At 65.6% G+C, this 24,216-nt stretch carries 22 protein-coding genes, 1 pseudogene and 2 other annotated features; of the genes and pseudogenes, 11 read left to right on the top strand and 12 right to left on the bottom strand.

The genetic code is table 11. The annotated features are described in order from the left end of the window. The first annotated feature begins 37 nt into the window (after positions 1 to 37). Positions 38 to 718, top strand: coding sequence for a metal-dependent transcriptional regulator (locus C8271_RS00720; protein WP_106505700.1), 681 nt, complete (start codon positions 38 to 40; stop codon positions 716 to 718). Here C8271_RS00720 and C8271_RS00715 read toward each other — a convergent pair. The 3 genes from C8271_RS00715 to C8271_RS00705 are packed head-to-tail and all read right to left on the bottom strand — an operon-like array spanning position 694 to position 3,262. Then, positions 694 to 1,596, bottom strand: coding sequence for a metal ABC transporter permease (locus C8271_RS00715; protein ID WP_106505699.1), 903 nt, complete (start codon positions 1,594 to 1,596; stop codon positions 694 to 696). The two genes, C8271_RS00720 and C8271_RS00715, sit on opposite strands and share 25 nt — an antisense overlap. Next, positions 1,593 to 2,336, bottom strand: coding sequence for a metal ABC transporter ATP-binding protein (locus tag C8271_RS00710; RefSeq protein ID WP_106505698.1), 744 nt, complete (start codon positions 2,334 to 2,336; stop codon positions 1,593 to 1,595). Before C8271_RS00710 ends, C8271_RS00715 begins: the two co-directional genes overlap by 4 nt. After that, positions 2,333 to 3,262, bottom strand: coding sequence for a metal ABC transporter substrate-binding protein (locus C8271_RS00705; RefSeq protein WP_212591309.1), 930 nt, complete (start codon positions 3,260 to 3,262; stop codon positions 2,333 to 2,335). Before C8271_RS00705 ends, C8271_RS00710 begins: the two co-directional genes overlap by 4 nt. 217 nt (positions 3,263 to 3,479) lie before the next feature. On the opposite strand from C8271_RS00705, the gene nrdI reads away from it, so the two are divergent. The 3 genes from nrdI (at position 3,480) to C8271_RS00690 (ending at position 5,617) form a co-directional block, all read left to right on the top strand. Continuing rightward, positions 3,480 to 3,989, top strand: coding sequence for a class Ib ribonucleoside-diphosphate reductase assembly flavoprotein NrdI (gene nrdI, locus C8271_RS00700; RefSeq protein ID WP_106505696.1), 510 nt, complete (start codon positions 3,480 to 3,482; stop codon positions 3,987 to 3,989). After that, a complete protein-coding gene (gene nrdF, locus C8271_RS00695) occupies positions 3,986 to 4,996 on the top strand; it encodes a class 1b ribonucleoside-diphosphate reductase subunit beta (protein WP_102237450.1) in 1,011 nt (336 codons plus the stop codon). The genes nrdI and nrdF overlap by 4 nt, the downstream gene beginning before the upstream one ends. 300 nt (positions 4,997 to 5,296) lie before the next feature. After that, positions 5,297 to 5,617 (top strand): histone-like nucleoid-structuring protein Lsr2, encoded by a 321-nt coding sequence (locus tag C8271_RS00690; protein ID WP_106505695.1) that lies wholly within the window; start codon positions 5,297 to 5,299, stop codon positions 5,615 to 5,617. Positions 5,618 to 5,700: 83 nt separating this feature from the next. On the opposite strand, the gene C8271_RS00685 is transcribed toward C8271_RS00690, so the two are convergent. The 5 genes and pseudogenes from C8271_RS00685 to C8271_RS00665 all read right to left on the bottom strand — a co-directional run bounded on the left by C8271_RS00685 (position 5,701) and on the right by C8271_RS00665 (position 9,813). Beyond that, complete coding sequence (locus C8271_RS00685) at positions 5,701 to 6,588, bottom strand: tyrosine-type recombinase/integrase (protein ID WP_281260370.1); 888 nt, start codon at positions 6,586 to 6,588, stop codon at positions 5,701 to 5,703. A 90-nt stretch (positions 6,589 to 6,678) separates the two neighbouring features. Then, positions 6,679 to 7,943 (bottom strand): IS3 family transposase gene (locus tag C8271_RS00680; RefSeq protein ID WP_245920693.1). Its coding sequence is split into 2 segments (ribosomal slippage): positions 6,679 to 7,640 and positions 7,640 to 7,943, totalling 1,266 coding nucleotides; the frame shifts between segments, so codons are not numbered across the junction. After that, positions 7,510 to 7,644, bottom strand: a sequence feature (AL1L pseudoknot). It overlaps the preceding gene by 135 nt. 57 nt (positions 7,944 to 8,000) lie before the next feature. Next, a pseudogene (locus C8271_RS00675) lies at positions 8,001 to 8,171 on the bottom strand (IS3 family transposase); the annotation flags it as partial. Positions 8,172 to 8,261: 90 nt separating this feature from the next. Continuing rightward, the gene (locus C8271_RS00670) at positions 8,262 to 8,507 is read right to left on the bottom strand and encodes a phosphopantetheine-binding protein (protein WP_035007435.1); all 246 of its coding nucleotides are present in this window, start codon (positions 8,505 to 8,507) and stop codon (positions 8,262 to 8,264) included. Beyond that, positions 8,500 to 9,813: an MFS transporter gene (locus tag C8271_RS00665; protein WP_106505693.1), complete on the bottom strand. Its 1,314-nt coding sequence runs from the start codon at positions 9,811 to 9,813 to the stop codon at positions 8,500 to 8,502. Before C8271_RS00665 ends, C8271_RS00670 begins: the two co-directional genes overlap by 8 nt. A 125-nt stretch (positions 9,814 to 9,938) precedes the next feature. Between C8271_RS00665 and C8271_RS00660 the strand changes: the two genes are divergently transcribed. After that, positions 9,939 to 13,607: an ABC transporter ATP-binding protein gene (locus tag C8271_RS00660; RefSeq protein ID WP_106505692.1), complete on the top strand. Its 3,669-nt coding sequence runs from the start codon at positions 9,939 to 9,941 to the stop codon at positions 13,605 to 13,607. Between the two features lie 539 nt (positions 13,608 to 14,146). On the opposite strand, the gene C8271_RS14385 is transcribed toward C8271_RS00660, so the two are convergent. Further along, positions 14,147 to 14,506, bottom strand: a complete 360-nt coding sequence (locus tag C8271_RS14385) for a hypothetical protein (RefSeq protein WP_106505690.1) — start codon at positions 14,504 to 14,506, stop codon at positions 14,147 to 14,149. Between the two features lie 117 nt (positions 14,507 to 14,623). Here C8271_RS14385 and C8271_RS00645 point away from each other — a divergent pair, with 117 nt between their 5' ends. Together C8271_RS00645 and C8271_RS00640 are read left to right on the top strand one after the other, a co-directional pair. Next, positions 14,624 to 14,938 (top strand): transposase, encoded by a 315-nt coding sequence (locus C8271_RS00645; protein WP_106505689.1) that lies wholly within the window; start codon positions 14,624 to 14,626, stop codon positions 14,936 to 14,938. Beyond that, positions 14,896 to 14,992, top strand: a sequence feature (AL1L pseudoknot). Its footprint overlaps the gene before it by 43 nt. Further along, positions 14,935 to 15,663, top strand: a complete 729-nt coding sequence (locus C8271_RS00640; RefSeq protein ID WP_106505688.1) for an IS3 family transposase — start codon at positions 14,935 to 14,937, stop codon at positions 15,661 to 15,663. (Overlaps the previous feature by 58 nt.) The genes C8271_RS00645 and C8271_RS00640 overlap by 4 nt, the downstream gene beginning before the upstream one ends. Here C8271_RS00640 and C8271_RS00635 read toward each other — a convergent pair. Beyond that, on the bottom strand, positions 15,560 to 16,957 hold the full coding sequence (locus C8271_RS00635) for an IS30 family transposase (RefSeq protein ID WP_425428177.1): 1,398 nt from the start codon (positions 16,955 to 16,957) through the stop codon (positions 15,560 to 15,562). The two genes, C8271_RS00640 and C8271_RS00635, sit on opposite strands and share 104 nt — an antisense overlap. Between C8271_RS00635 and C8271_RS00630 the strand changes: the two genes are divergently transcribed. The 3 genes from C8271_RS00630 (at position 16,872) to C8271_RS00620 (ending at position 21,513) form a co-directional block, all read left to right on the top strand. Next, positions 16,872 to 17,303, top strand: a complete 432-nt coding sequence (locus tag C8271_RS00630) for an integrase core domain-containing protein (RefSeq protein ID WP_106505686.1) — start codon at positions 16,872 to 16,874, stop codon at positions 17,301 to 17,303. The two genes, C8271_RS00635 and C8271_RS00630, sit on opposite strands and share 86 nt — an antisense overlap. Positions 17,304 to 17,437: 134 nt before the next feature. Beyond that, the gene (locus tag C8271_RS00625) at positions 17,438 to 18,481 is read left to right on the top strand and encodes a nitronate monooxygenase (RefSeq protein WP_106505685.1); all 1,044 of its coding nucleotides are present in this window, start codon (positions 17,438 to 17,440) and stop codon (positions 18,479 to 18,481) included. A gap of 581 nt (positions 18,482 to 19,062) precedes the next feature. Then, entirely contained in the window at positions 19,063 to 21,513 is a 2,451-nt protein-coding gene (locus tag C8271_RS00620) for a GDSL-type esterase/lipase family protein (RefSeq protein ID WP_106505684.1), read from the top strand. Between the two features lie 92 nt (positions 21,514 to 21,605). Here C8271_RS00620 and fabG read toward each other — a convergent pair whose 3' ends face one another. Together fabG and C8271_RS00610 are read right to left on the bottom strand one after the other, a co-directional pair. After that, entirely contained in the window at positions 21,606 to 22,376 is a 771-nt protein-coding gene (fabG, locus tag C8271_RS00615; protein ID WP_106505683.1) for a 3-oxoacyl-ACP reductase FabG, read from the bottom strand. A 150-nt stretch (positions 22,377 to 22,526) separates the two neighbouring features. Next, positions 22,527 to 22,955, bottom strand: coding sequence for a hypothetical protein (locus C8271_RS00610; RefSeq protein WP_106505682.1), 429 nt, complete (start codon positions 22,953 to 22,955; stop codon positions 22,527 to 22,529). Positions 22,956 to 23,527: 572 nt separating this feature from the next. Here C8271_RS00610 and C8271_RS00605 point away from each other — a divergent pair. Further along, on the top strand, positions 23,528 to 24,022 hold the full coding sequence (locus tag C8271_RS00605) for a flavodoxin domain-containing protein (protein WP_106505681.1): 495 nt from the start codon (positions 23,528 to 23,530) through the stop codon (positions 24,020 to 24,022). The last annotated feature ends 194 nt before the right edge of the window (positions 24,023 to 24,216 follow it).

Below are 24,216 nucleotides of genomic sequence, written 5' to 3'. Positions count from 1 at the left end.
TATAGCTAAGTTGAAGCTTCGAGGCTATCGTCGTGCCATGTCCGTCGATGAGCTGTCTGCGAGTGCCCAGAACTTTCTGAAGGCGATCTGGGGGTTGTCCGAGTGGAGTGACGAGCCAGTGACGTTGAAGCTCATCGCGCAGCGGACCGGTGTTGCCCTGTCGTCCGCTTCGGATGCGGTGCGGAAACTGACTGAGCAGGGTCTTCTGTCTCACGCGAGGTATGGCTCGGTCGAGTTGACGGAGGTCGGTCGTTCGTACGCGCTGGTGATGGTGCGGCGGCATCGCTTGATCGAGACGTTTCTGGTGGAGACCCTCGGGTATCGGTGGGACGAGGTCCACGAGGAGGCCGAGCAGCTCGAGCACGCCGTCTCGGACTTGATGGTGGAGAGGATCGATGACGTTCTGGGTCGCCCCCGGCGTGACCCGCACGGTGATCCAATCCCTGCAGCGGACGGAACAGTGACCGTGCCTGATGCGCGGCGTCTCACCGACGTCGGAGCGGAGGGCAGGTTTGTGGTCGAGCGGATCTCGGACACGGACCCGGCGATGTTGCAGTTCTTCGAGTCCCAGGGCATCGGAGTCGGGGCCACGCTTGTGGTCGCGGCGGGAGCGCCGTTCTCCGATGCGCTGGAAGTTCGTTCTGGAGAAGTGGGCTCGCCAACGTTGCTGGGACGCTCTGCGACAGATGCCCTCTACGTCTCTGCGGGGCCTACCTGATCCTCACGCCGGCGAGCCGTATCGCGTCGATACCGGCGAGCTCCGACCTTCTTGCTGAGTAGGCCGTGCTTGGGACTGATGAGGTAGACGAGTGCGAAGGCGCATCCCTGGGTGAGGACGACGAGGCCGCCGGGTGAGGCGTCGACCCAGTAGCTGATGTAGATCCCGACCACGGAACAGAGTGACGAGAGGGCCGGCGCGATCACGAGCATCCGCCCGAAGCGGTCGGTGAGCAGATAGGCCGTCGCTCCGGGAATGATGAGCATCGCGACGACGAGCACCACTCCCACGACCTGGAGAGCGGCAACTGCGGTCAGCGCCAGAAGACCCAGCAGCAGCGCGCCGAGGAATCGGGGAGACAGGCCGATCGCGTGGGCGTGTGTCGGGTCGAAGGCGTAGAGCGTGAGGTCGCGGCGTTTGAACACCAGGGTGACAAGAGCCACGGTAGCCAGGATCGCGATCTGGACGAGGTCTGTGCGGGAGACGCCGAGGATGTTGCCGAAGATGATGTGGTTGAGGTCGGTCTGGCTGGGTGTGACCGAGATCAGAACCAGCCCGAGGGCGAAGAGAGTGGTGAAGACGATGCCGATGGCGGCGTCCTCCTTCACGCGGCTCGTCCCGCGGACGAGCCCGATCATGCCGACCGCCAGGAACCCGAAGACGACCGCGCCGATGGCGAACGGGACACCGAGGATGTAGGCAATGACGACTCCGGGAAGGACGGCGTGAGAGACGGCGTCCCCCATGAGCGACCAGCCGATGAGCACCAGCCAGCACGACAGCAGTGCGCACACCACGGCAGCGATCACGGTCGTGACGAGCGCACGGGTCATGAAGTCGTAGGAGAGCGGCTCGAGGAGCCAGTCGAGCGGGGTCATGCGGCACCCTCCTGCTGCAGAACGTCCAGGCCGAAGGCGAGAGCGAGCCTCTCGGGTGTGAGGGCCTCTTTCACCGGGCCGTGGAAGAGGATGGTTCGCAGCAGCAGCACGGCGTCGTCGGCGAGCTGCGGCAGAGCATGGAGGTCGTGGGTGGAGACCAGGACGGTACGGCCGTCGTCAGCGAGTGCGCGGAGAAGATCGACGATGGTGGCTTCGCTGCGCTTGTCCACGCCGGCGAAGGGCTCATCCAGCAGCATGATCCGTGCGTCCTGGGCGATCCCGCGGGCGACGAAGGCGCGCTTCTTCTGCCCGCCGGAGAGCTGGCCGATCTGTCGATCGGCGTACTCCGTGAGCTCCACCCTCTCCAAGGCTTCGTCCACAGCGATGCGGTCAGCGGGCCGAACTCGGCGCGTGGCGCCCTGGTGGCCGTACCTTCCCATCATCACGACGTCTCGGACAGAGACGGGGAAAGCCCAGTCGACGTCCTCGCTCTGGGGGACGTAGCCGACGAGTCCTCGCCGCCTGGCCGGCGCCTGCTGCGTGCCATTCAGCAGGACGCTGCCTGCGTCAGGCCGGACCATGCCGGTGATCGCCTTGAACAAGGTGGACTTCCCGGAGCCGTTCATTCCGATCAACCCCGTCACCGCACCCGCCCGCACCGCAACAGATACGTCGTCGAGGGCGAGTACATCGCCGTAGCGGACGGTGACACCTTTGACATCGATCGCCGCTGTCGTCATAAGTCCTCTCCGGTGAGTCCCGCAGTGATGGTGTCCGCATCGTGGCGGATCAGATCCAGGTACGTGGGCACCGGGCCGCCTTCCTCGGAGAGCGAGTCCACGAACAGCGTTCCTCCGAAGCGTGCATTCGTAGCACCCACAACCTGCTGCATGGGGTCGTCGGAGACCGTCGACTCGCAGAACACGGCGGGGACCTCGTTCTCGTCGACGAACTCGATCGCGGAGGTGATCTGCTGCGGGGTCGCCTGCTGCTCGGCGTTGACGGGCCAGATGTACTTCTCGGTCAGCCCGGCATCTCGGGCGAGGTAGGAGAATGCGCCCTCGCAGGTCACCAGCGCTCTCTGGCTGGTCGGAAGACTTTCGAGCTCGCCCGTCAGGTCATCTTGGACCTGCTGGAGCTGCTGCTTGTAGGTCTCCCCGTTCCTCTCGTAGTCCTCAGCGTGTTCCGGGTCGAGATCGCTGAACGCCGCGACCATGTTGTCGACGTACACCTGCACGTTCTTCGGGCTCATCCAGGCGTGCGGGTTGGGCTTGCCCGCGTAGGCGTCCCCCGCGATGTCGATGGGATCGATCCCCTCCGAGACCACGACATGAGGCACATCGACTTCCTCGACGAACTGGCCGAACCACACCTCCAGGTTCAAGCCGTTGTCCAGGATCAGGTCGGCGTCCGAGGCCTTCCGGATGTCTCCCGGCGTCGGCTCGTACCCGTGGATCTCCGCGCCAGGCTTCGTGATCGACTCGACCACGAGGTGGTCGCCCGCAACATTCTCCGCGATGTCCTCCAGCACGGTGAACGTCGTCAACACCACCGGCTTCTCTCCGTCGTCGGCAGCATCCGGCCTGGCTCCAGCGGAGCAGCCGGTGAGCACCAGCGCCGCACTCGCAACGACTGCGCCGAGCGCAGCCTTCCATCGTCCTCGCATGTGCATCGGCGACCTCTCTTCGTTCACGGCCACAGGCGTGGCCACTTCCGGACCCTCAAATCGTATGGTTCGGTATGCCGAAGTTACAAACCCGGCGTGGCGTATGGTCGAGGGCTGCCAGGACTGATATCACTACATGTGTCACCCCCGCGGAGTGCAGACCCAACATCTAGTAGTTCGAGGTCAGTCGGATGGGACGACGACGAAGGAGGGATCGATGACGGCAGGCATCGAGCGCGCAGCACCGGGACTCGGAACACGTGACCTGACGCCACAGGAGTCAGCAGATCTCGTGTTCTTCTCCAGCGTCTCCGAGAACACGCTGCGCTTCGTGGAGAGGCTGGGGCGGCCTGCGGTGCGTATCCCGCTCCGCCCCCGTGTCGAGGGGATGGTCCGCGTGTGCCGCCCCTTCGTTCTGGTGGTCCCCACCTACGGCGGCGGCGAGCAGGCCGGGGCCGTGCCGAAGCAGGTCATCGCCTTCCTCAACGATCCCGCCAACCGTGCGCTGCTGCGCGGGGTGATCACCGCAGGCAACACCAACTTCGGCGAGCACTACTGCCTCGCCGGCCCAGTCATCTCCCGAAAGTGCGGTGTCCCAGAGCTCTATCGCTTCGAACTCCTGGGCACCCAGCGCGATATTGAGTGCGTGAACGAAGGGCTCGACCTGTTCTGGCAACGGACAGCCACGACGAACGACAAGAACAACGAACAGAGGAGAACAGCATGACCGCCACAACAGCCGTAGAAGGCTCCATCACCCCTCCGGCATACCGACACGACCCCAGCGCACCGCTGCGTCCGATCAACTGGAACCGCGTGAGCGACGAGAAGGACCTCGAGATCTGGAACCGCCTGACCGCGAACTTCTGGCTGCCCGAGAAGGTGCCCCTGTCCAACGACCACCAGGCCTGGCAAGCACTCGCGCCCCATGAACGAACCCTCACCATGCGAGTCTTCACCGGCCTTACCATGCTCGACACCGTGCAGGCCACCGTCGGGGAGATCTGCCAGATCCAGGACGCCCGCACAGAGCACGAGGAAGCCGTCTACACCAACATCGCCTTCATGCAGTCCGTCCACGCCCGCTCGTACTCCTCGGTGTTCTCGACCCTGACCAGTACCCGAGAGATCGATGAGGCCTACCGCTGGGCGATCGGAAACGACCTGCTTCAAGCGCGATGCAAGAAGGTGCTCCAGTACTACTACGGGCCCGACCCGTTAAAGCGGAAGGTGTCCTCCACCCTGCTCTCGAGCCTTCTGCTCTACGCCGGCTTCTACCTGCCGCTGCACTTCTCCGTGCACGCCACCCTGACCAACACCGCCGACATGATCCGACTCATCCTGCGCGACAAGGCCGTGCACGGCTACTACTCGGGCTACAAGTACCAGCGCGGCCTCGAGGCTCACCCCAACCGCCGCGACGAGATGAAGGAGTTCACGTACACCCTGCTCGAAGAGCTCTACGACCTCGAGCTCGACTACTCAGGCGAGCTCTACGAACCCCTCGGCCTGATGGGCGACGTCGCCGCCTTCGTGCGCTACAACGCGAACAAATCCCTCATGAACCTCGGCTACCCGGCACGGTTCACCGCCGAGGAGACGTCAGTCAGCCCAGAGATCCTCGCCGCCCTCGCCCCCAGCGCCGACGAGAACCACGACTTCTTCAGCGGAAGCGGATCGTCGTACATCATCGGCAAGGCCGAGCACACCAGCGACGACGACTGGGACTTCTAGGCACGCAGACTCACCTGTCGGACGCGAAGCGGTACCGCGCATGCCCCGGATCGCTACGACCCGGGGCAAGCACTCAGCGCAGACCGTGCTGCGACAGACCTGAACCCGTCCGCAGGTTTGCCGCAACGGCTCGCCTGGCCACTCGCACTCAGATCAAATACCAGCGTGAATCTTCCGCACATTGCTGAACCTCCGTCGGGTCGATGGAGAGAGTCTAGAACGGAGCAGTAAGCAGAGTCCTTGGAGATCCTTTCGCTACTATCGCGCTATTCAGTCCAGAACTATGCAGGGAGCACAAAAATGGCGCGTAAGACTCAGGTGATCCTCACCGACGATATTGACGGTTCAGAAGCTACCGGCACGGTGAGCTTCGCTTTGGATGGCGTTGCGTACGAGATCGACCTCAACGATGACAACGCCCAGCGCCTGCGTGATCAGCTCGGCGAGTGGGCCAGTAAAGCCCGCCGTGTCGGTGGTCGGCGTATCAGTGGCACCCAGAGTGGGAGCTCTTCAAGCGACGCTGGCAAAATTCGCGCCTGGGCGAACGAAAATGGCTACAAGGTCAGCGAACGGGGGCGTATCCCGAAAGAGATCCGCGAGGCATACGCCGCGGCGCACTGACCCGGGGACGCAGCGAAGGAGGCCAGCGACACCACCGCTGGCCTCCTTCGGCGCGTACAGAAGACTCCTCTGCCGCGGAGCTGTCATGTCAGCTTGCTGGCAAGCAGGCGGGCGGCTGAGGGCGCGGCGGAAGCAGCCCTGAGGCGGGCGGCTGAGGCTTTGAGGTAGATGCCTGTGGTGGCGATGCTTTCGTGACCCAGCAGCTGTTGCACCTCGGAGATCGGGACACCGACGTCCACCATGGAGACGGCGTAGGTGTGGCGCAGAGCGTGAGCTGCTTCGCCCTCGGGCTTGGCGATACCGGCCCGGGCGTAGAGGCGGTTGACGCGGTAGGAGATCGTGTCGCGAGTCAGCGCTCGGCCATCTGGGCGGATGAGCAGGGGAGAGGAGTCGCTCTGCCCGGGTAGCCGCTCGGCGCGCCAGGGCAGGTAGGTGTCGATCTGCGCGGCGACGCCAGGATCCAGCGGCACGGTACGGGCTTTGCGTCCTTTGCCGACGACACGGAGCGAGGGCTCATCACCGGGCCGGTAATCGAGGGCCCGCAGGCCGGCGGCTTCGCTGGCACGAAGTCCGCCAGCTGCGAGGATCAGCACGATCGCCACGTCCAGCAGCGGCGCTGCTGGGCGCGCCTGCGGGTCTTCCGTCTTCGCTGTCTCCAGGAGGGCGGAGATCTGGCCGTCGGTGAACGCGACGGGCAGGCGCGCGGGGGCGCGGGGCGCCTGGATCGCGGCCGTAGGGTCGGTGGGCAACCGGGACTCGAGGACGAGGTACCGGCATAGCCCGCGCAGCGTGGTCACCAGGCGTCGGCGGCTGGCCGGCGCGAGGCCAGCGTTGTTCATCTCGGCCAGTGCGGCCTTGATGACGGGGCTCGTGAGGTCCTGCACCCTGACAGGGGCGCCCGTTTGGGCCTCTAGGTAGCGCTGCCACGAAGCGATATCCCCGCGGTAGGCCTTGGCCGTCTCGGCACTGATGGTGCGTCCGACGGCGCGGCGTTCCGCGATCCAGTCCCGGGCCGCATCGACGAAGAACTTGAATCGCCCTGGGTCTGATGGAGACTCGCGCTATTTGATTCCGACCAGGTGTTCGCGGTCGGCTTGGACAGCATAGAACGCGTTCTCGAACTCGGCGGGCGGGACGTCGCCGAGGTAGCCGTGGAGGCGCTGCGTGTTGTGCCAGTGCACCCAACCGAGGGTGGCGAGCTCGAGATTCTCGACCGTCTTCCACGGCCCGGACCTCGCGGGTCCGCGGACGAGTTCGGCTTTGTAGTACCCGTTCACCGTCTCGGCCAGGGCGTTGTCATAGCTGTCGGCGACGGTCCCGATCGACGGTGTCGCGCCGATCTCCGCGAGGCGTTCGCCGTAGCGAATGGACGTGAATTGAGACCCCGCGTCGCTGTGACACCGCAGGTCCGCGTGGCGGTGACCTCTGGACCAGCGGGCCATCTCGATGGCGTCGAGGATCATCTCGGTGCGCATGTGCGACGCGACCCGCCACCCGACGATCATGCGGGAGAACGCGTCGATGATGAAGCACACGTACGCGACACCGGCCCAGGTCGCCACGAACGTCAGATCCGTCACCCAGAGCCGGTTCGGAGCGGTCGCGGTGAACTCCCGCTGCACCAGATCCGGGTGTCGCGCGGACGCCCGATCCGGCCTGGTCGTCTTCCCCCGTTTCGACCGCCTCGCGCCCTCGATCCCTGCCACCTTCATCAACCTCGCGGTCTGGTCGCGGCCGATCGCGATCCCCGCCCGCCGGGCCGCCTTCCAGAGCTTGCGGACCCCGTAGACCCGGTAGTTCGCCTCCCACAGCTCGACGAGCCGCGGGATCAGCGCCTCATCCCGCACTGCACGGGCGGACGGGGTGCGGGTCTTGGCGGCGTAGTAGCTGCTCGGAGCCACCTGCAACTGTCTGCAGATGAGCTCGACTCCGAGCCGGCGACCGTCGACGAGGTCGTCCTTGTTCGCGTCGATGAACGCGACTACTTCCGGTAGTGGCGGTCGAGCTCCGCCCCGAAGAAAGACGCGGCCCGCTTGGGCACCTCGTTGGCCCGGCGAAGCTCCCGGACCTCCTGTTCGAGCTCTTTCACCCGTTGCGCCTCCGCCGAACTCACACCGGGCGTGACGCCGTCATCGATGTCGGCCTGCTTCACCCACATCCGCACGGATTCGACCCCGTACCCGAGCTGCGTCGCGACTCGCTGCACCGTCCCTTGGGAGGCGCCGAGTTCGGCGCGCAATGTCCTCACCATCCGCACCGCGGCGGCCTTCTCCTCGTCCGAGTAGCGACGCGTCGTCGGCTTCCCGTTCGACAGTTCCTTCGGCATAACCCCATCCTCGTTTCCAAGGTCAGGAGCCTCCAACAAACTCAGGGCGCTTCAANACATCCGCACGGATTCGACCCCGTACCCGAGCTGCGTCGCGACTCGCTGCACCGTCCCTTGGGAGGCGCCGAGTTCGGCGCGCAATGTCCTCACCATCCGCACCGCGGCGGCCTTCTCCTCGTCCGAGTAGCGACGCGTCGTCGGCTTCCCGTTCGACAGTTCCTTCGGCATAACCCCATCCTCGTTTCCAAGGTCAGGAGCCTCCAACAAACTCAGGGCGCTTCAAACATACGGCAGCGAGGGTACTTGGTGCATTGCGGGTCATGTCGTCTTGGAGGCTCCTTGGAGCGCATCCCAGAAGCCGGCGGGAGTGGGTTCGTCGAGCAGTGCCATGGGGTCCACCGTCGCTCCTGCCTGCGCCCAGCGATCGGTGAGGTGCATGAGTCGGATCGAGTCCAGGCCGGCCGTGAACAGGTCATCGTCAGCGGCGAGCGGCTCGTTCGGAGAGCCGAGCGTTTCTCGGATCTGGTCGATGAGCTGGTCCAGACTTGTTGGAATGTCATCCATTGCTGTTCTCCGATTCGGGAATGGCTCCGGCTGTCGCCAGTGCTTCGGCGCGCTGTATGACCGGTCGGGCCAGGAGTGTCGCGATCGCGATACCGGCGGCGCTGACGGCTGTGGCACCGATGGCCACCACGGTGAAACCGAGCACCCCCGCCAGAGCGATTCCCAAGCCGCCGCCGATGACCATGACGATCTGAATGAGCGTCGAGAACGCGGTGAAGTCCGTGCCCGAACTCTCGGGCCGCGTCAGATCCATCGCGATCGTGTAGAGGAAAGCGCCGGTTGCGGCGAAGGAGGCATTGGAGATGGCGGTGACGAACGCCGCAACGGCAATCGAGGTCGGAGTCAGCGTCAGCCAGATCGTTACTGCGGTACCGATGACCTGCGCGATGCCCAGCAGGACCATCGAGCGCTGACGGCCGACGCGGCTGATGAGCCAGCCGGCAGCCACGCCGGCGAGCACCCCGGCAGTGCCGCCGCCGATGACCACAATGGTTCCGATGCGGGCCTCGCTCCACCCGGCGTCGGTGAGCAAGGGCCGGATGACGTTGTAGGTGATCACGCCACCCACGACGTACAGCGGTAGTACGGCGAAGGTCCACCGAACGACGCCGGGCTGGCGGAAGAACGACAGGACCTGTCGGGTCGAGACATGGGGCGTCGGAAGGTGGTCGGTGGTCTCCGATTCACGCCACCGCGCAACAAGGATCAGCGGCAGGCCACTGAAGACGGCCAACGTCACCATGGCGGCGCTCCAACTCACGCTGCCCGAGATCAGCAGCAGCAGGCCGCCGCCGACAATCTGTGCGAAGGAGGCCCCTGCCGATTGGATTCCGTTGCCGATGCCGCGATCCTGTGGGTCTAGCAGCCGGGTTGTGGCGGCATCCGTGGCGACATCCTGTGTGCCGGCGAACAGGAAGATCAACGCGAAGACAATCATGATCGACGCGAAGTGTCGGCCCGGGTCGAGGGCTGCGAGTGCCAGGGCGCCGATCGTCAGGGCCGATTGACACGCGATGATCCACCCGCGGTAGTGCCCCAGGCTGCGTGACCCGACTCGGTCGACCAACGGCGCCCAGACGAATTTCAGCACAAGGATCATCGCGACGCCGGTGGCGGCGCCGATGAGTTCGAGGGAGACACCCGCGTTCTGCGCTGCGATCAGGAAGGTGTAGTTGAACGCTGCGAGTGACAGGTTCTGCGTGCTGTAGAGACTCGCGATCAGTGCGAGTCGTGAGCCGCGAGCCATGGTTTGTGATCTCGTGCGGGAGGATCCCGCGGGATCCGGCAGGGCAGTGTTGTCGGCCATCGACTGGTCTCCTGTCGGGCAAGCGCTACGCCGGATCGGGCAACGGCGACAACCCTAGGCGATGTGGTTAGGTAAGGCAAACCTAAAGTTATGTCCGTCCAGCCCGGAGAACGAAGCGGAGTCCCATGCCTGATCACGTGCAAGCAAGCGGGCAGCAGCGCATCGCCCACACGATTGGCCGACGCAAGGGTGCCCTGATCGCCAGTGCGATCCTGGCCATCGTCGGAGCATTGCTGGGGCTGGCGCCGTATCTGATCGTCCACCTCGTGGCGACCGAACTCTTCCTGAGCGACGAACCGGATCGTTTCGCGTTGATCACGCTCGCGGTCTGGGCAGCGCTGGCGGTCATCGCCAAGGTGGTGTTCAAGGCACTGGCCAATGCTGTGTCGCACAACGCCGCCTACCGGATCCTCGCTGATCTCCGCGTCGCGCTGGCCGAGCGGTTGGCCCGCATGCCGCTGGGCCGCGTTCGCGCTCGAAGCGCTGGTCACCTCAAGAAGGTTCTGCAGGACGATGTGGAACAACTGGAGCTCGGCCTGTCGCATGCCATCCCCGACATCGCCGCGGCGATCGCGGTGCCGGTGGCAAGCATCATCGTCATGTTCATCATGGGCTGGCAGGTCGGTGTGGCGGCTGTTCTCGTGGTCGTGCTGGCTGTTGCGCTGATCGTTTGGGGAGTCAACCGTTCTGCTGGGTTCGCCGAGCAGGAATCGACGATCAAAGCCGACCTCAACACCAGCGTCATTTCGTATTTGCGCGGAATGCGCGTCCTGCGCGGCTTCCTGGCGGGGCGGGCCGGCCACGGTGCCACCGATGCCGCTATAGCGGCGACCGCAGATATCGAGAACCGGAAGGAGGCCCGGGGCAAGTGGCAGGCTGTGGCCAGCACGGCGCTGTCGTCGAGTCCGGTTCTACTCATCCTGCCCGTCGGATTGTGGTGTACCGCGCAGGGCATCATCAGCCCGGCGACGCTGGTGTTCTTCCTGCTGGTGGGTACTGGCTTCGCGCAACCACTTATGGGTCTGCTGATCAGCCTCGCGGTCCTGCAGTATCAGGTCGAGGCCGGGTTGAAGAACATCGCCGAGATCCTTGACGAACCCGATCTTCCGGTGCCGAACGAAGCCCATGAGCCGGAGGGGTTCGCTCTGGAGTTGCGCAATGTGTGGTTCCGGTACGACGACGATGAGCCCGATGTGCTCTCCGATGTGAACCTGGACATCCCGGAGAACACCTCGTTGGCAATCGTCGGCCCCTCTGGGGGCGGCAAGTCGACGCTGCTCGGCCTGCTGGCTCGGTTCCACGATGTCTCCGAGGGCTCCGTGCGCCTTGGTGGTGTCGACGTGCGTGATCTCGACCCGGTCGAGCTGATGCGGCGCGTCGCCTACGTCCAGCAGGACGACTACCTGTTCGCCGACACCATCATGGAGAACATCCGCATGGCTCGCCCCGGGGCCAGTGACGATGAGGTGATCGCCGCGGCCGACCGGGCGCGCGTAAGCCAGTTCGTCGCCGAACTGCCCGAGGGCTGGCACACCGTCCTGCCCGCCGGTGGTGGTCAGCTCTCGGGCGGACAGCGTCAGCGGCTCTCGGTGGCCCGGGCCCTGCTCAAGGGTGCCAAGATCGTGCTGCTCGACGAAGCGACTGCTTTTCTGGATGCGGAGAGCGAATCGGCTGTGAACGAAGCCCTTGCCGAGCTCCGCGCCAGCGCCACGATGATCACGGTCGCCCACCGGCTGGGCACCATAGCCAGCCATGACCGTATCGCCTACCTCGCCGAGGGGTGCATCGTGCATTGCGCCCCCCACGACGAGATGATGCAGGACTGCCCAGACTATGCCGAACTCTGGTCGGACTACCTGGATGCCCAGGGCTGGCAGTTGACCGGTGGCGCGGGCGAAACCGGCATCCACGCTGACCGTTCCGAGCGCTCGAGCGATGCGTCCGACATCGACAGGTCGGCGAACCGTGACCGAGAACTCGGTGAGACGCCTCGTGTCCATGGTCTGGGCTCCATGAATCCGGTACGGCAGTGGCTGGCGATGCTCGGCCACCAACGCCGCGACCTGTGGCGTGGTGGGCTCTGGCTCATCATCGCCGACGGCATGCTCACCAGCGCACCCATCGTGGTCGTGGTGCTGGCCCTGCTCGATGTGCTCGGTGGTGAGCCCTCCACGGGGGCCTGGTGGCGTCATGGCCTGATGTTGCTGGGGATCTTTCTGCTGCGATGGTTCATCGGCGTTGGGCTGGCCAGCACCTGGTGGCCGAAGGCCAATCGGGCCTGGATGCAGTTGCGTCGCTCGGTGCTGGGACATCTGCGTCGCATTCCGTTGGGTGAATACGACCGCCTCGACGTCGGGCGGACAGCGACGCTCGTCGTGTCTGACCTGCCGCTGGTCGACTTCATCAATCTGCCGGCGAAGATCATCGTGGGCCTGCTGCAGCCGCTGCTGGCAGCCGTGGTCCTGTTCATCTTCGATTGGCGTCTTGCCGTGGCTGCACTCGTGGGCGTGCCAGTGTTCGGGGTCCTGCTCTGGGTCTCCGATCGAGTCGAAAAGAATGTGCTCGCACGTGTGATGCAAGTGCGTTCGCGCGCCAGTGGCGACCTCCTCGAGTTCGTGCAGGGCACCGCTGTGATCCGAGCCAATCCCGACGCGCCCCAAGCGGGTCGTTATCGCGCCACCGTCGAGGAGCTGCGTCGCCGAAGCGTCGCCATGGCCGTGCGTACCAGCCCGCTCACATCGCTGGCGTCGGCCGTGCTGGAGTTGGGATTCGCTGCGCTGATCTGGGTGGTGTGCCTGCGGCATCTCGATGGGGGATTGCCCCAGCAAATCGCGCTGCTGATGCTCGTGGTCTCGTTGAGTCTCTACCGGCCCTACCAGGAAATGTTGGAGCTCTCGAGCTACCGACACCTGCAGGGGCGCATCGCCGAGCACATCGGCGAGCTGTGGGACATCGAGCCGCTACCTGAGGGCCACCTCGAAGCTCCCGTGCACGCCGAGAACGGCGTGCCGGTGGAATTGCGTGATGTCGGCTTCTCCTATCGCGACGGTCACCGGGTGCTCGACGGCGCCAGCATGATTGCTCGACCCGACACCGTCACTGCGCTCGTGGGTCCGTCGGGTTCCGGCAAGTCCACCGTCGCCAACCTCGTCGCCCGTTTCTGGGACGTCGACGATGGATCGGTACGGTTCGGTGACACCGATGTGCGGGACTTGACCTCGGCAGGGCTGGCTGCCCAAGTGACAACCGTGTACCAGGACGTCTACCTGTTTCCCGCGACCGTGCGCGACAACCTCACAATGGGGACAGCCATCAGCGATGACAACCTGTGGCATGCTCTCGAACTTGCCCAAGCACATGATTTCGTTGCCGCCATGCCCGGCGGACTCGACGCGATGATCGACGAGGCCGGTGGAAACCTCTCCGGTGGCCAGCGTCAGCGGCTCTCCATCGCTCGTGCCCTTGTCAAGGACGCCCCGGTCCTACTGCTCGATGAGGCCGTCGCGTCGGTTGATCCCCGGACAGAGGTGCGCATCCAGCGAGCCCTCTCCTCGCTAGTCGCCGGCCGCACGGTGATGATCATTGCCCACCGGCTGAACACCATTCGCTCCAGCGAATGCATTGTCGTGCTCAGCGAACATGGCGTGGAAACAACGGGCACCCACGAACAACTCCTGAGCAGCAGCCCCACCTACCAACGGCTGTGGCGTGCCCACGAGTTTGCCACGGCCTCGGCCGGTGTGGTTTCAACGCCTGCTTTTCCAGTCGGAGATCCAGGGAAAGACCCGCGTTGACGTGGTCCACGGAATGGCCAGCTGGCCTGGATGCCAAAGACTCGCGTACATGCACCGCTGAATGTGCTGGCCTGCGTCGTCGGTGCGGTTCGTTGATGACCCGTCCATCCCGCTACCCAATGGAGGCAATGTGAGCGCCACTGCGAATGCTGCGCGGCTCCCGGGCGTTGGTTCCAAGCCGAGCGGACTCAAAACTCGGCGACCAGCTCTGGGCGCCGTCGGAGCTCTGGTCACCTTGGTTATTCTGGAGCTCGCCTCGATCACTGGAGTGCTTCCGCCCAGCGCGCTTCCGCTAGCGTCAAAGGTGATCGTGGACGTGTTCGGGCTCCTTGTAGATCTGGCGTTCCTCCAAGATGTCGGAGCGACGTTGGTGGCCTGGTTCATCGGGCTCTCCATCGCGTCCGTCTTTGGTATCGCACTCGGGCTCGTGCTGGGGTCTTTTCGTCTCTTGTTCGAGGCAATGGGAGCGGTCATTGAGTTCTTGCGGCCCATTCCATCGGTGGGTTAGCGGCAGAAATGTGTGTATGGCTGTCGGCGTGTCATGGGTGCCAGCGGCCTGCCCAGCCCTTCTGGATGCCGTTGCCGTCTTCCCATGAGAATGCGGTGCCGGGTTGTGGCCCGTCGGGTTCGTCGATGACGCGCCGTGTGGTCTTGGTTGGTGTCCATTGGTGAGGCTGGGCCAGTGACCATGGGTCGTGGGGGAACTGGCACCAGGTGTTGAGGAGCCATTCGATGCCGCGTCGGGCATGGTCTTCGGGCAGGCCCCGGTGGACGCGCAGAAGGTCCTTGATGGCCTTGTTCGGCCCACCCTCGAGCGGTGAGGTGGTCCTCGGCAGTGGGACATTGCCGAGGGTCAGCCAGGTGAACAGTTCGTTGCGGTGGAGAAGGCCGCGGAACAAGGCACGGCATTTGCGGAGTTCGCGGTGGGTGTACCACCAGTGTTGATGGGCGCCGAGCCAAGCAGGGCGTGAAGCGTCCTGGGTTCTGTTCCGAGTCTCAGCAAGGAGAATCGGAGTATGCCCAAGAAGTTCAGTCCCGAGCTGCGTGACCGCGCCGTGCGCATGGTCTACGACCGCCAGGCCCGCGAGGGAGGCCCGCGCGCAGAGTCGATCCGGGCCATCGCACCCCAACTCGGTGTCGGCCTGGAGACCCTGCGGATCTGGTGTAACCGCTACGGCCCCACCGAACCGTCCGCTGGCAGCAGCGAGTCGCTCGAGGAGGAGAACCGGCGCTTGCGCCGCGAGCTGGCTGAAGCTCGCCGTGCCAACGAGATCCTCAAAGCGGCCTCGGCTTTTTTCGCCGCGGAACTCGACCGCCCCACGACGAGATGATCCGGTTCATCGACGAGCACCGTGATCAGTTCGGGGTCGAGGCCATCTGCCGCGTGCTCAGCGCGACAGAATGTGGGTTCATCACCTCCCGCGGCTACCGGGCCGCCAAGGCACGCCCACCCTCGGCCAGAGCTCTGCGGGATGAGGTTCTCCTGCCGGAGATCCGGCGCATCCACGCCGAGAACTACAGCGTCTACGGGGTGCGGAAGATGCACCATGCGATGCGGCGCGCTGGCTGGGATGTGGGCCGTGACCAGGTCGCCCGGCTCATGCGAGGAGCTGGCCTTCAGGGGGTACGGCGTGGCCGGAAGCCGGTCACCACATACCCCACTCACGTGCCCGATGCCCTCCCGGATCTGGTCGAGCGGCGCTTTACTGCAGAGCAGCCGAACCGCCTGTGGGTCGCTGACATGACCTACGTGCGGATCCTGGCCGGATTCTGCTACGTCGCCTTCATCACCGACGTATGCACCCGCAAGATCGTCGGATGGGCCGTCTCTGCGACCCTCCACACCGACGGCCTGCCCCTGCTGGCGCTGGAGCACGCACTGCTGACCAGTGGCGCGGTGCGCAGCCAGAGCGGACTGATCCATCACAGCGACCGAGGAGCCCAAGGCGGATTCAATCGGTGGTTGCAACACCGGTGTTGTCGAGTGAGTGTAGCTGGTCGGCGAAGACCTCAGCGGGAGTTCTCCAGCCGAGGACTTTCCGGGGGCGGTTGTTGAGCGTGTATGCGACGGCTTCGAGCTCCAGTGCGCTCCAGCGTGTGAGATCTGTGCCTTTCGGGAAGTACTGACGCAGAACCCCGTTCGTGTTCTCGTTCGTCGGGCGCTGCCACGGCGAGTGGGGGTCGGCGAAGTACACCTGAGTGCCCGTCTCGAGCGAGAATTGCGCGTGATCGGAGAGCTCTTTGCCACGGTCCCAGGTCAGCGTCTTGCGTAATTGGGCCGGCAGGTTCGTGATTGACGAGGTCAGCGCCTGGGCCATCGCGCCGGCCCCGTAGCCAGCCAGGGCCGGACCGTTCTTCTCTCGGGGCTGCTGGCCGTAGCCAGGCAGGCGGGGCAGGTGCACCAGTATCGTCGTGCGGCTGCTGCGTTCGACGAGGGTGCCGATCGCAGATCGGTTCGTGCCGATGATCAAGTCGCCTTCCCAATGGCCTGGCACCGCCCGGTCAGCGGCTTCGGCCGGCCGCTGGGAGATGACGACGTCGGCAGTGACGTGCCCCTGGGGCTTATTCCGCGTCCTTGCTCTGGGCTTGCGCAGTGATCGACCGGTCCGCAACGCGGCGACAAGTTCACGCCTGAGCGCTCCGCGCCCTTCGATGTAGAGGGCCTGGTATATCGCTTCGTGACTGATCCGCATGCTCTCATCATCGGGGAACTCGACCTTGACTCGCTGAGCGATCTGCTCCGGGCTCCACGCCAGAGACCACTTCCGGTCGCCCCGGCGCGGCTTGTTCCGGCCCTTCCACTCCGCCACCTTGGGTCCGTCGACACAAGTTCCGTCGGGCAAGCGCAGGCACCCGTCCAGGCGCTGTTGAACGTACTCGCGCAATCTTGGGTTGCTTACGAGCTTCGCGGTCTTCGGGCGACGGGCAAGCAGTTCGGCCTTCCACTGTGCGACCGAAGCCCGATACTCGAGCTTCCCACCCCGAGTCGCCGCATTCCGGCGGAGCTCTCGTGAGATCGTCGAGGCATCCCGGCCGAGCCTGCGTGCGATCTCGCGGACACCAAGACCACCGGAGTGCATCAGCGCGATTTCTTCACGCTCGGCGAATGACAGGTACCGTCCACCTGGCGGGGACAACGTGATCGTCGGCATGCCGCCACCTTGACGGAACCAGCGGGCCCCGACCGCGGGTGACACGCCGATCGCCGCCGCCGCATCCTCGGACGAGGCCCCACTGGCGATCCGCACCCAGAACTCTCGCTCGATGCTCCGCCTGCTCGATGGGGCCCCGGGCGAGATCATCGGATTCCTTCCCGTGAGCTCCTTCAACCATCCCGCTGGACGACCCATGACCACCCTCTCTGACAGGGTGTTGCAACGACCAGTTGAATCCGCCCAGTACGTCAGTTTGGCGTACTGTGATGCCCTCATCACCGCCGGGGTGACGGCTTCGGTAGGCACCGTGGGCGACTCTTACGACAACGCCCTGGCCGAGACGGTCAACGGGCTCTACAAGGCCGAGCTCATCCACTCCAAGCGGTTCTGGGAGTCCGTCGAGGCGGTCGAGATCGCCACCATGGGGTGGGTGCACTGGTGGAACACGCGCCGCCTCCACAAGGCCCTGGGCTACCGCACTCCCGCAAAGGCTACGGCGGCCTACACTCACCACCAGGACTCCGCGCCCGTTGCGTCCTGACCACGGAACAAAACCCAGGACGCTTCAGTGGCTCTCGCCTGCGTGATCGCTACCGGTAGGCGCTCTGCCGACCATCCCTGACATATGCGTGCTGTCACCCAACCCGTGTCACCGATCAGAGAGGACCACGTTCCATGAGCATTCAACCGTTTGTGACCCCGAGACCGATCATTGCTGCGCCGATGGCCGGCGGCCCCACCACCGTTCGCTTGGCGACCGCTGTCGCAGAAGCAGGCGGGTTCCCCTTCCTTGCCGGTGGGTACAAGACCGCGGAAGCTCTCCATCAAGAGATCGAGCAGATCCGCGCCACGGGGGCACCGTTCGGGGTCAACATTTTCACCCCCGGCGACCAGACGGTCGATACGGCAGCGTTCACCGCATACGCCAGCGAACTCGCCCCCGACGCGGCCAGGCATGGCGTGCAGCTAAGCCGCGAGCCAGTCGCCGACGACGACCACTGGCACGAGAAGATCGCGTTGCTGACCACCCATCCCGTGCCCGTCGTGTCCTTCACATTCGGGCTTCCTCCCGCAACAGACATGGCTGCCCTGCGTCGGGCGGGGACCTACGTGGTGATCACGGTGACGACGCCGGATGAAGCACACGCGGCCGCAGAGCACGGCGCGGACGGGTTGATCGTCCAGGGTGAAGCGGCGGGAGGCCATAGCGCCACGTTCGACCCCACTCGCATTCCAGCATCAGTGGACCTGCCAACCCTCATCACGAGCATCCAGAGCATTACTGAGCTTCCCCTGATTGCCGCCGGAGGCCTAGACGGCGCAACCGCGGTTCGCGCTGTCCTCGACGCCGGAGCCATCGCCGCCGCCGTCGGCACTCTCCTGCTGCGCACGGACGAGGCTGGAACCTCACCCGTGCATCGAGCAGCACTGGCTGCCCCCAACTTCGACCACACCGTGCTGACCCGCGCCTTCACCGGACGACCCGCCCGAGCCCTCGCCAACGACTTCATCGCCCAACACGACGCCCACGCACCAGCCGCCTACCCGGCCGTCCATCACCTCACACGGTCCCTGCGGCAAGCCGCCGCCCAAGCCCACGACCCCCACCGCGTCCACTTGTGGGCAGGTACCGGATATCGCAATGCGCCCACCGGGCCAGCGGCTGACGTGATCCGCACGCTCTACCCATTGCCCACCGACCAACAGCTCTCACGGTAGGAACGCCCGTGCTGCGCCGATCTCGTGGCACCGTCACGCCTCCCCACATGCCATCTGTGGACCTTGGGCAGCGGTTCCGGTATGCCGGGAGATCACCATCGCATAACTGCAATGAAGCAGGATACGGCGAATCACTGCACAGAAATCCGCCAACAAGGGTGCGGCGCAGCACAACCCGACGAGTGCGTCCGCGACTGCATCGTCGCGACCTCCATGCTGCAAGCCGACGCCGCCTTTCGAGATGGCCCTCAACTCCCGCACCATCGCAGACCTCGACGCACGAACTCGGCACCACCCTCACCAAGCTCGACCAAGCATCCACCGAGCGATAGCCGCCGAGACCCGACCAATAGGTCACCTCCATGACTTGCGGGACTGCTGTACGTTCAGGTGAGAGTCGGGGTGCCAGGCCGCTAGGCTCACGGCTAAGCTCGCTGATGGGCGATCCGGGGTTGCATCATTCCATGAGTAGACAGCGGCAATAGGCCGCTACACCGTCGAGCAAGCGATCACAGGCGGTTAACGATGCACTGGAGCGGCGATGTTCGCTTGCGACACGAACGCTCAGGTCACGGAGGACCATGATGATTGATCCGGCGTTTAGCAGCACGAACCACTCACAGGACCGCGATCGGATCCTTCTGTTCTACGGAGATTCGATCACTGCCGAGCATCGCGAACACGATGAGGACGGCCTGGGGCAGGGTTTCGTCCGCCTGATCGCCGACCACCTTGCGGCTAACGCCTCCGACGCCGCCCAAGCCTCAGTGCGCGTCCTGAACCGTGGGGTCCCGCACGACGGTGTGGAGCAGCTTGCCGCACGCTTCGAGCGTGACGCGCTCCCCGAGCAGCCCGATGTGTTGACTGTGCTCGTGGGCATCAACGATGTGCGCCGCGCTGCCCGCAGCGACGCCGGGCACCTCGACATCGACGCCTTCGACGCGCAGCTCACGGCACTGTGTCATCGGATTCGTTCGGAGACACCGCTCGCGCGCCTGGTGCTCATGACGCCGTTCCTCCTCGACGTCGATGAGCAGATCCATGCCCTGCGTCCGGACATGGAGCGGGCCGCAGACGTCGTCCGACGCATCGCCCGGCGCGAGCGAGCCGAGCTCGTGGACCTCGCGCGCGCGATGGATGAAGCCGTGCTGAACACAGTTCCGCCGGCAGAGCTCGCGGCCGACGGCATCCATCCCACACCCGCCGGACACCGCCTCATCGCCGAGAGCTGGCTGCGCACTGTCGATGGCACGTCTGACGGTCCGGCAGAAGAACCACCTGACGCCGCCCTGCCGTATGCACGCGCACAGCTCGTGATCAGCACCGATCCCGCCATCACACCACGTGCTGATGCTGATCATGTGGTGGTGGCCCGCAGCGGCACGCAGCACGAGCACCTACCTTCCAGCGTCTTCCGCATTCCCGCGCTGGCTCGGCTTGATGAGCACACGCTGATCGCGGTCTTCGATGCCCGGCCCACCCTCACTGACCTGCCCGGCCCCATCGACGTTGCCTATGCGATCAGCCACGACCGTGGCGCAACCTGGTCCGATATCCGCATTCTGCGCACCACCGACGACGGCACCGGTGTACGCGGCTACGGGGATCCGTGCGTGATCGGCGACGGGGACCTGCTGCACGTGCTGTACGCGGAGTCCGACGCGGTGGGTTTTTGGGACTCCCGATCGGGTGACGACGACACCGACCCCCACCTGCTGCGCACATCCAGCTCCACTGCCCGCATCGCCGATCTGCTCGCGGAAGATCCCGAGCATCGTGCTGCGTGGACTCATCGCACGCACACCCGCACGATCCGCACGAGCGCTCGCGAGACGCTCGCCCGCCAGAACATCGACGGCGATGTTGCGGGCCTGTTCGTCGCCTCCGGCCACGGCATCGCACTGCATGAGGGCTCGACGGCGCCGGGACGGCTCCTCACCGGGGCGGTGGCCCGTATCGACGGGCAGATCCGCGTCGCGGTGCTCGCCTCCGATGATCACGGCCGGACCTGGCGGATGACCTGTGTGATGCCGCCCGGCGGCGATGAGAGCGCCATCGCTCAGCGACCCGACGGCGCCGTCGTGCTGCACGCCCGCGCCCGCGGATGTCGGCTGCAGGCACTCAGCACCGACGGCGGGGAGAGCTTCAGCCCCTGGGAGCCGATCGACGCGCTTGTGGACCCCAGCTGCAACGGTGATCTGCTCACCCTGGGGGAGACTCTCGTTGTCTCCCACTGCGCCGATCCGGAGGTGCGCAGGAACCTCGCGATCACCTGCAGCGATGACGGCGGCCAGACGTGGACGCGCCAGCTCGTGATCGACGACGGGTCAGCGGCCTACTCAGCCCTCGTGGACCTCAGCCCTCACGCAGCACAGGCAGTTGCCACCTCCGGCGAGGGCCCGCAGACGGACACGCGAAGTCCACAGGACCTGCGGGAGATCGGTGTGCTCTGGGAGGCCGACGGCTATCGCGAGCTGCGGTTCCGGCGCGTGCGCTTGCAGGACGTCAACCAACCACTTTCCGCCGAGCTGCCCGACTCGTCGGCCACGTCCCCGGCGTCCGAGAGCGCATCCGCATCAGCCACGCCGACGACCACCGGGCTGGGTGAGAGGCGGGCCGAACCTGAGACGCGAATCGACCTCACCCTGCGGCAGGTCGCACAGGCCGCTGCGCCCGCGCATCCCCGCGATCTGCCGGCCTCCCGCGATCCGCGTGATCACCCCGGCGCCGCCGGCCTGCAGTCCATGATGCCGGGCAACGAACACAGCTTCGCCCGCGAGAATCTGCAGGCCAGCCTGGGTCCTGTCCGTACCGGCATGCAGGCCGGCGATGCCGTGACCGTCGATGTGCGCGTGGATACCACACGGCCCGTCCGGGTTCTCGTGCAGGCTGCGGGCCGGCCCATCACGGAACGGTCGCTGGGGGCAGGTCGGCATCTCCTGCATGTCCCGATCCTGGTGACAGACCGGGACCTGTGTGCCGACCCCAACGCCCTCACTATCACCGCCCGGGCGCTGCCGAGTAACGCCTAGAGCCCGTCGGCTTCCCTCGCGTCCTCGCGCAACGGCCCCGCGCATCGCATGAGGCCGAACCGCCATGGGATCGATGACTATCAGAGCCCAGGTCAGAGCGTGTCGAGCCCCTCCAGTGCTTCCGGGGTTTCCGGCAGGATCTGGCCACCGTCCACCACGATGTCCTGACCGGTGATGTACCGGGCGCCGTCCGAGGCAAGGAACGCGACCGCATTGCCGATGTCAGAGGGTTCGCCCAGGAAGCCCGCCGGCACCGAGCGAGCCATCGAATCCATGTACTCCTGCCCGAGCTCCTTGAGGCCGGGCGTGACGATGTTGCCGGGCAGAACGGCGTTGACGGTCACGCCCTTGCGTGCGAGCTCGATTGCTGCGGAGCGAGCGAAACCCATCTGCGCGGCCTTCGTCGCGCCGTAGTGGGACCAGGCGGGGAAGCCCGTGTAGTTGCCGGTGATGGAGCTGGTCAGCACGATCCGGCCGCGGCCAGACGCCACCAGGTGGGGGATCGCCGCCTGGACGGCATGGATGGTGCCCTTGACGTTGATATCGAAGATCAGGTCGATGTCCTCATCGGTCATTGTCTCGATCGTGGCCTGCGGGTACACGCCGGCGTTCGAGGCAAGAACAGACAGGCCACCAAGCTCCTCGGCGACAGCGTCGATCACGCGGCGGCACGCGGCGCCATCGCGCACATCCAGCACATGCGCGCTGAAACCCGCCTCGCGGGCCGGGCCGCATTCGTCGTCGGTCAAGCCGGTTACCGCGACCTGGGCGCCGTGCTCGCGCAACTGGGTGGCGATCCCGAAACCGATCCCCAGCGTTCCGCCGGTCACCAGCGCGGTGCGTCCCTCAAGCAGTGCAGTCATGTCAGCTCTCCTTCGCGCATGAGTCATCGTTGATCACGAACTGCGGCGCCGGGGCACGCTTACAGGTGCACCGGCGCACACCTCCACCGTACCCAGACTCGCGCGGGACTCAGTGCCCGGAAGGGATAGTTCCTGCAGGTCAATCTGGGATCAGTCGACGTGGTCGGCCGTCGAGTCCTCGTATTCGATCGGACCAAGGAAGGTGATCGTGAGCAGGAGCAGCACGCTGCACACCACGAGGGTCTCCAGCACATTCTCAGGGCTTATGTCAGGCCCGCTGACCATGCGCAAGAACAGGATCACGAGAGCGGGCACTGCCGCTACCGGCGAGATCGCGCACAGTGCGGCCAGTGCGATCGCTGGGATCAGCACGAGGATCATGAACGTGGCCCAATTGTGGTTCCAGAGTCTCTCCATCAGATCCCAGAGCACATACCCCACGATGAGACTGGGGATCACGGCGATAGCGACCCCCGTGAGGATCCGTCGCCACTGCCACTGCGCGTATCGGGAGTCGGCCAGGTAGCGCTGCAGACTGATCCCGAGACCGGTGCCGAGCAGCAGACCCGCGAGTACCACGGATGCTGTAATACCAGTCGGAGGGTCCGCAGCTTGTCGTTGTAAGGGTTGAAACGCATCGTTGAACTGAGCGCCCCGATGGCCACCGTCACAGCGCCGCCGCCAGCGGCCAGCATTGCGCCTGCGTGACGGTAGGCGGCTGCCGTGATCACGATGGTGTAGAACACCAGACCGAACAGCAATGAGGCTCCGCCCTCGTCGCGTATGCCCGGGCCCAGGGCGCGGAGTGTTCCACCCGCCAGCAGTACCCCGGCGATGCCAGCGATCAGAACACGTATCAGGTCGGGTGGCATCAGCACCGCCCGCCCCGCTCGCGGTGCTGACTCCATCGACTCGTCCATCATCCCCCAACTCCCCGCGTCTACCGGTGGCTGCGTCGCCACGGCAACGGTGCCGCGCCGTCTCCTATCCGGCTTCTGGAGCCGACACTATCGGATCGCGCACGGACTCTGCGCCTGTACCGCGGCTCGCGGACTGTCCAGCCACACGGACGCTGCATGCGTGCAGGTCAAGAGCACGTGAGGGCCGACGGTCCCCGAAGACGCGCGTGGCCGCCTGCCACACTGACCGCCATGAGCATCCTGGTGGCCTACGCGACCCACTCCGGCGCAACGCGCACCCTGGCCGATGCCATCGTCGCGCAGCTGCGTCAGATGGGCATCGCCGGGGAAGCCGTCGACGTGCGCGACAACCCCGATCCGTCCGGTCACGACGCCGTGATCCTCGGTTCCGGCATCCGCATGGACAGCCTCGAGAAGTCTGCCGTGACCTGGACATCGAGGCATCGCCGTCAGTTGGCGAGCATGCCGGTGGCGGTGTTCTCCTGCTCCGGCTCCGCCTCAGACCCCGCCAAGGCCGGGCGCCAGCAGGGCATGGACTCCTTCGTGGCCGACTGCGGATTCGACCCCGTCGCCGTGCGCAACTTCCCCGGCTGGGTGCTGCTCGAGAAACTGCCGCTGCACGAGAAGGCACTGATGAAAGCTATGCGGGTTCCGCGAGGCGATTTCCGTGACCTCGACGCCGTGGCCGCCTGGACTCGCGAGATCCTGCCGGCACTGGAGGGCTGAGCCTGCGTTGGTGCCACGATGTGGGCTGCTGTGTGCCGCTGACTGTCGCCTGTCCTGTCGGCTCGGGAGGCGACTGCCGGACCGAGCTATCGGGCTACCGGGGGACGGCGTGGTCCCGTCGTCTGTCGGTGGCTGGCGATAGGGTCGATCCGTACCCCCGACAGGGTCGTCTATGGCACCGCTACCTCGGTGAC

It is taken from the genome of Brachybacterium timonense, assembly GCF_900258505.1.
Classification (GTDB): Bacteria; Actinomycetota; Actinomycetes; order Actinomycetales; family Dermabacteraceae; genus Brachybacterium; species Brachybacterium timonense.
This window is presented reverse-complemented; position numbering and strand designations above follow the sequence as displayed.